The 5,269-nt window shown below is 60.5% G+C and carries 5 protein-coding genes; 1 reads left to right on the top strand and 4 read right to left on the bottom strand.

The features are described from left to right. Positions 1-291: hypothetical protein (locus AB4Y99_RS25325; protein ID WP_441525263.1), on the bottom strand; the 291-nt coding region annotated here is incomplete at its 3' end. Positions 292-702: 411 nt separating this feature from the next. Between AB4Y99_RS25325 and AB4Y99_RS25330 the strand changes: the two genes are divergently transcribed. Continuing rightward, the gene (locus AB4Y99_RS25330; protein WP_441525264.1) at positions 703-1,287 is read left to right on the top strand and encodes a hypothetical protein; all 585 of its coding nucleotides are present in this window, start codon (positions 703-705) and stop codon (positions 1,285-1,287) included. Between the two features lie 550 nt (positions 1,288-1,837). Here AB4Y99_RS25330 and AB4Y99_RS25335 read toward each other — a convergent pair. From AB4Y99_RS25335 to AB4Y99_RS25345, 3 genes are all read right to left on the bottom strand, one after another. After that, the gene (locus AB4Y99_RS25335; RefSeq protein WP_441525265.1) at positions 1,838-2,350 is read right to left on the bottom strand and encodes a hypothetical protein; all 513 of its coding nucleotides are present in this window, start codon (positions 2,348-2,350) and stop codon (positions 1,838-1,840) included. Positions 2,351-3,712: 1,362 nt separating this feature from the next. Next, on the bottom strand, positions 3,713-3,904 hold the full coding sequence (locus tag AB4Y99_RS25340) for a hypothetical protein (protein WP_441525266.1): 192 nt from the start codon (positions 3,902-3,904) through the stop codon (positions 3,713-3,715). A gap of 702 nt (positions 3,905-4,606) precedes the next feature. Continuing rightward, on the bottom strand, positions 4,607-5,113 hold the full coding sequence (locus AB4Y99_RS25345) for a GFA family protein (RefSeq protein WP_441525267.1): 507 nt from the start codon (positions 5,111-5,113) through the stop codon (positions 4,607-4,609). Between the last annotated feature and the right edge of the window lie 156 nt (positions 5,114-5,269).

Here is a 5,269-nt window from a genome sequence, read left to right on the forward strand (position 1 = left end):
GGCTTCTGATGTCTCGTCGTGGATCAGCGCGAGCTTGCCGTTGTGGCGAACGACCCTGCCATCCCCTCTGACGGGAAAGCCCCGCATCTCGACGGGGTAGCCGGCCAACTCTCCTCGACACACTTTGGTGTGAAGCATCGTTGGGCTTGAGTGCATTGGGGGAGTCTTGTTCGCTAAGTCCCGGACCATTTTCTCAACGGTCCTGTCGGCGGTCGGAGCCTTTGAGAGATCAGCGACGGCCTCGGTGATGAAGACCGGGCAGATGACCACACTGTAAAGTGCGTCGAACACAGCGGCCTGATCCGGGCTCAGCATTTGAAGGAACGACTTATCGAAAAGTGTGATTGGCCCCATAGAACATCCCCCTTTTGATAGAGCTATCTGAACTCCCTCACTGCGAATAGGTGCCTCCCTGCGCCGCCGAAGCTCATTTGATTGCGGGAGGCGATCCCCTGGAGAAGCCATAAGACGCCGGGGCTCCAAACATGAAGTCACTTCACTCTTCGTCGCCGCCCCCCGGAGCCATCGCCCGGTGCGCCCTGATCTTGTCCTTCAAGATCGCCTCACGGACCTCGGGTTTTCCTCGCCAACCTGATGTTCCGCCGCCTGCCGGCAAACTGTGGTTCCGCAATGGTGGCGATAAGGGTTCCTGTGTAAGGGCTCCGAAGCAGGCGTTGCCTGTCGAAGTGCGGGGGGAAGTGAATGTCCGCGAAGCGCGAGGGTTTCGCCGTCAATAGAGCAGGGTTGCCGGCTGACTTCCCAACGCAAGCGCACAGTCCTCGGTTTTGGGAGGAACTGGGACGCGCGGTCGCGACGTTCGGGTTTCTTGAGGAGGTGTTGGGAAAGGCTATTTTCTCTTTCACCGCGACCCGCAGCTATCCCGAAGACGAGATTGAAGCTGCTTATGAGAAGTGGCTTCCGACGCTGGAACAGGCCCTATCGGATGCGTTGGGGAGCCTCATCGTCTCCTACGGCAAAGCGGTGAAGGCGCACGGCGCGGCCACGATCACGAACATAGACGACCTGCTGGCCGACCTTCGCGCCGCGTCCAAGTTGAGGAACGTGCTCTGCCACGGGTCGTGGCGCATGCCTGACGCTCAGGGCAAATCGGTGCCCCTGTTCCTCAACCGCGAGAAAGAGGTCTTCGAAACTCCGATTGACGAAGCCTATCTCCGGCAAGTTAGGCAGCACGTTGTTGAGCTGATATGCGCGGTTATTGACACGGTGACGCGAATTGGCTGGCAGTTTCCCGGCTCTAGCGGCCCCGGCCTAGCGATCCTCCGATAATCTCGCGCGTAGCTTGGGAAGGCCCCGGCAGGCCGGCCGAAAGTGTTGCGGAAGGGCGTGGCTAGCGAGGGCGTGCCGGATGCCGCTGGAGCCTGACGACTGACAGCGGGAAGCGCCTAGCCGGGAAGGGGTAATGCCCCGGTTTTCAGCTGTGCCAGCGCAGCAGCATCATAGGGCGCGAAGACCGGACCTACGGTCTCGTTCTCCCGGACAGTGAGCTTTGCGGCCACTCCGAGCGGAGCCATCAGGGACCATGCGGTTTCCCCTTCGCGCGTCATGGAGATGACGGAGGCAGGGGCATGGCCTTCCTGAAGAAGGACCCGAGCGGCGGAGGGAAGTGGCGTGCGGGTGGAGCAAAGGACCCGGCCGGTGGCGTCAGTGACCGTGTAGAGGGCATTGAACTCGCCCTTACGGTTCCGAGGGGTTTTGTGGAAGGTAAGGTGGATTTCAGGTGTGGCTGTCATGGAAATGGAAAGGCCCGCCAAGCTGGGAAGCCGGGCGGGCCTGAGAAATGCAGGGGACGTCAGTTTTGGGTTTGCGGCGATAAGGATCAGCGCCTTGGCAATGCGCCGATTTTCCGACGCTTTCGACTCGATCGCTTGAAGCTCCTGACAATTGCCCAGCCCTCCGGGCCGAGGGCATGGACCTCTGCTCTAGCCTTGGCTCTGGCCGCGATGGCGTCCAGTTCCGCCGCAGCGGCGCAATCGACTGGAGCTAGCTTGCTCTCGGAGTGCATCGCGAAGAGTTCTGCGATGACGATGGAGAGGTTCGTAGCTTCCGGCGTCCGCGCCTTGCTGATGATAAAGGCGGCTTGGGCGCGGCTGAGGCTGTATTCGGTGACCTGACGCTTGGCCCCCTTGCCGGCTTCGATCATGACGCCAGATTGGCGTAGTGATCCCATTGCCTCCAATGCCGAGGCATGGCGCTTGATCAGCTTTCGGATGTCGGCCGGTTTCGAATAGCCGAGCCGTTCGGACAGTACGACATCGCGGACGGTTGTCTCAGCTTCAGTAGGGTTGGAGGTAAGCGGTTTGGGGTCTTTAATCGTGAGGATCGAGTTCATGGCGGTGATTGTCTCGTGAGCAAAAGAAAACCCGCCACGGAGGCGGGTCGGTGTGGGCGGTTCAGTGCGGGCGGCAATCAGCGAGATTTGCCATCAAGGACGGCTGCGCCTGATTTCGGCCACCACAGTAGCTGGGCCCTCTGCGATGGGCCTGTATCCGGGAGGGGTGTAACGGGAAACCGTGATCCGAAGGCGGGAGTGTGGTCCTGCCCTCATCTCCGCCACCCGGCTCCCGCAGGGGCGTTCGGCCGGCGATCATCGCGACCGTATCGGGGCTTGGTCTCCTTCAGCTGATTAGTGGTGAGGTTTCTGCGGCGGAGGTCTGTCAGGTCGCCGTTGGTGTGAGTGACGCGGATGGCTCGATGGCCCTTGCCGGCGATCCGGAGGATGATGCGGGAGACCTTCGCGTACCGTGCGGTCCCGCTGTAGGTCGTCACGTAGCCGTGGTGGAGATGCCAGTTTAGCGAGAAGCCTGCGGAGCGGACCCGTTGGTAGTCGTCAGGGGCGATGAGGGCGAACCTGTCGGAGTTCGCTAGGGGGACTTGCAGGAGCGGTGAGGAGTCTGCGGGGTCCGCTGTTGGGATTGGTGGCCGGAGGGCCTCGTGTTTCATGGATGGGTGTGTCCTACGGTTACGGATGAGAAAAGGCAGGAGACAGATGCAAACAGAGACACGCGCGAATAAGCGCGGCCGACCTGCCTGAAGGTGTCTGAAGGGGGTTGCGAGAGGGCCTTGGAACCTTAGGGCTCCGCCCTTCGGCATCGACCACCCTGAAGGGGAAGACCATCCAAGGGAGGAGGAAGACCGGGGTCAGGGATGATCAGAGAAGGTGGATTCACTCCACTTTTCATCGACCTGCTTAGGGAGGGTTATAGGTGAACCTGAAGGAAGAGCTGCAAGATAGACCTAAAGAGAGAGGATAAGAGGAAGAAGTAAGGAACAACCTTAAGTCTCTCCTGCAGGGACCTTCAGGTATCCTTCTACTTACTGCCCCCTCCCCAAAACCCGGGAGGATAAAAGACAGTCACGGCCCCCTGTGCGTGGTGTCTTGGTGTAGTCGTCCGGGCTGGGCCGGGTCTTGTATTGCTTTAGTGGTCCCTAATCGAATGTCGGCCGTGATTGACGGGGCGCTTCGAAATTGAGGCCACTCCGCAGATGGCGGTTTTAGATTGCTTATAGTGGTCCCTAATCGACCGTGGCCGGAATGCCTTGGCGTGATCCGCAAAGGTGAAGTCACGCCGGATTTGGATTGGGCAGGTGAAGGTGCAACCTACTCGGCTTGGTCTCGCGCCGCGCCCGCTGCCAATCTGCTTGTGCAGCGTTCGGCAAGGCCGTTTGCGGTCTGTATAGGTGAAGGTGGTCCCTAATCGCCCTGCTCACCCATCAGCCCTTCAATCTCCCTTGCAATGCCCCTGCCATACTCCGTCAGGCTGACCACGAGCACGCCCTTTTCCTTCCGCGTCCGGACTAGCAGGGCGTCTTCCATGAGCACGATGTTTTGATAGCCGCTGCCGTTTCCCATGGTCAGCGCCCTTTCCAGCTCGGGCTTTGTCATCTCTCCCGACAGGCGACCAGCAGGAACGCTGCGGCTGACCTCATTTCCCATCGGTCGTGGATTTGGTTGAGCCGCTGGAGGACCAACAGGAGCCGTGCAAGGGGCGGAAGGCCACTGGCGGGTTTCGACCTGAGGGACTGCGTCGTCATGGACAGCTCTTCGGGCAGTAGCTCGGCCGGCCGCTCTCCGGATGGTCGGAACCGCAGTAGGTCAGCGCGTGGCGGACGATCTGAGCGTTGCTAGGCGAATAGACCCACATTAGGAGGGTCCCGGCGAGGAACCAGATGACGGGCATTAAAGGGCTCCGGTTGGTCGGTCTGAAGAAAGAAAAGCCGGAGTGGATCGGTCCGCCCCGGCTGAGTAGGCATCGAAAAGTGAAGTGACTTCAGAGTTCGGGGAGGAAGCGAAGGCGGCGCTTTTGCCCGTCACGATAGGTCTCCGAAAGGTAGCCTTATGGCTACGCTTCCATGAGTCCTTGTTCGCTTGCGGTCTAATCAGTTTTTTGACTCGATCAGAGGTCATCGAGTCAATTCTGTGATGTATCCGGTAGCGGGTAGGGTTGCCCGCAAGGACGGCCTGGGAGGCTCTCGGCTGATGGTGTAGCCGGCAGGGTGGCATGGGCGTGTACGCGGGTGACCTGTAGCGGGAAACGGGTGCACGGCTGCGCCCTCACGCTGTCTGTTTCACGCGGCCCCTCGGACGTTATCGCCGAAGGAGCATTAGGCAGTCGGATGGTCCGGCCGCATTTTCGAGAACCACGGGCTGGTGCGGGACCCCATCATTGGTGCTGGCATGCTCGGCATAAACCGGAAGGCCCGCAGGAATGATACTGTCCGGCCGCGCCATTGAGACGAAGATGTGCTTGGCGGTAGCCGGCTCCATGGCAAACCAATGCGGATCATCATAGGTGCCCGCGTAGATGCCGCAGGCGCTTGGAAACCGTTCGAAGGTGAGGAAGAGCTTTGTACCGCACGCAGAGCAGAAGTGAATACGAACCGTCTTGCGACTCCCGGCCGATTGCAGCTCGAAGGTGGACGGCTCCCCTGCGGTTACCTCAAGAGCCGACACCTCAAATACGGGCTCCACCATGTAGGCGGACCCGGTTGCGCGTTGGCAAAAGCGGCAGTGGCAGACCGTAACTCGGACAGGCTCGCCTCGCGTGGAGTAGCGCATGGTGCCGCACAGACAGCCGCCAGCGTGAGTTTCCATCCTACACCCTCCTGCCGTCAGCCTAGCGTGAGGGGCCAATACGTCAAAGCGCGGCGCTTCCCATAAGGCCAGACCACGAGGACCCAGCCCTAGGCAGAAGCGTTAAGCCGCTTTGTCGCTAGCCGCCTTCAAGATGCGGTGCACGCTGGCCTTACC

The sequence above is a fragment of the Allobosea sp. TAB14 genome, from assembly GCF_052113865.1.
Lineage (GTDB): Bacteria > Pseudomonadota > Alphaproteobacteria > Rhizobiales > Beijerinckiaceae > Allobosea > Allobosea spartocytisi.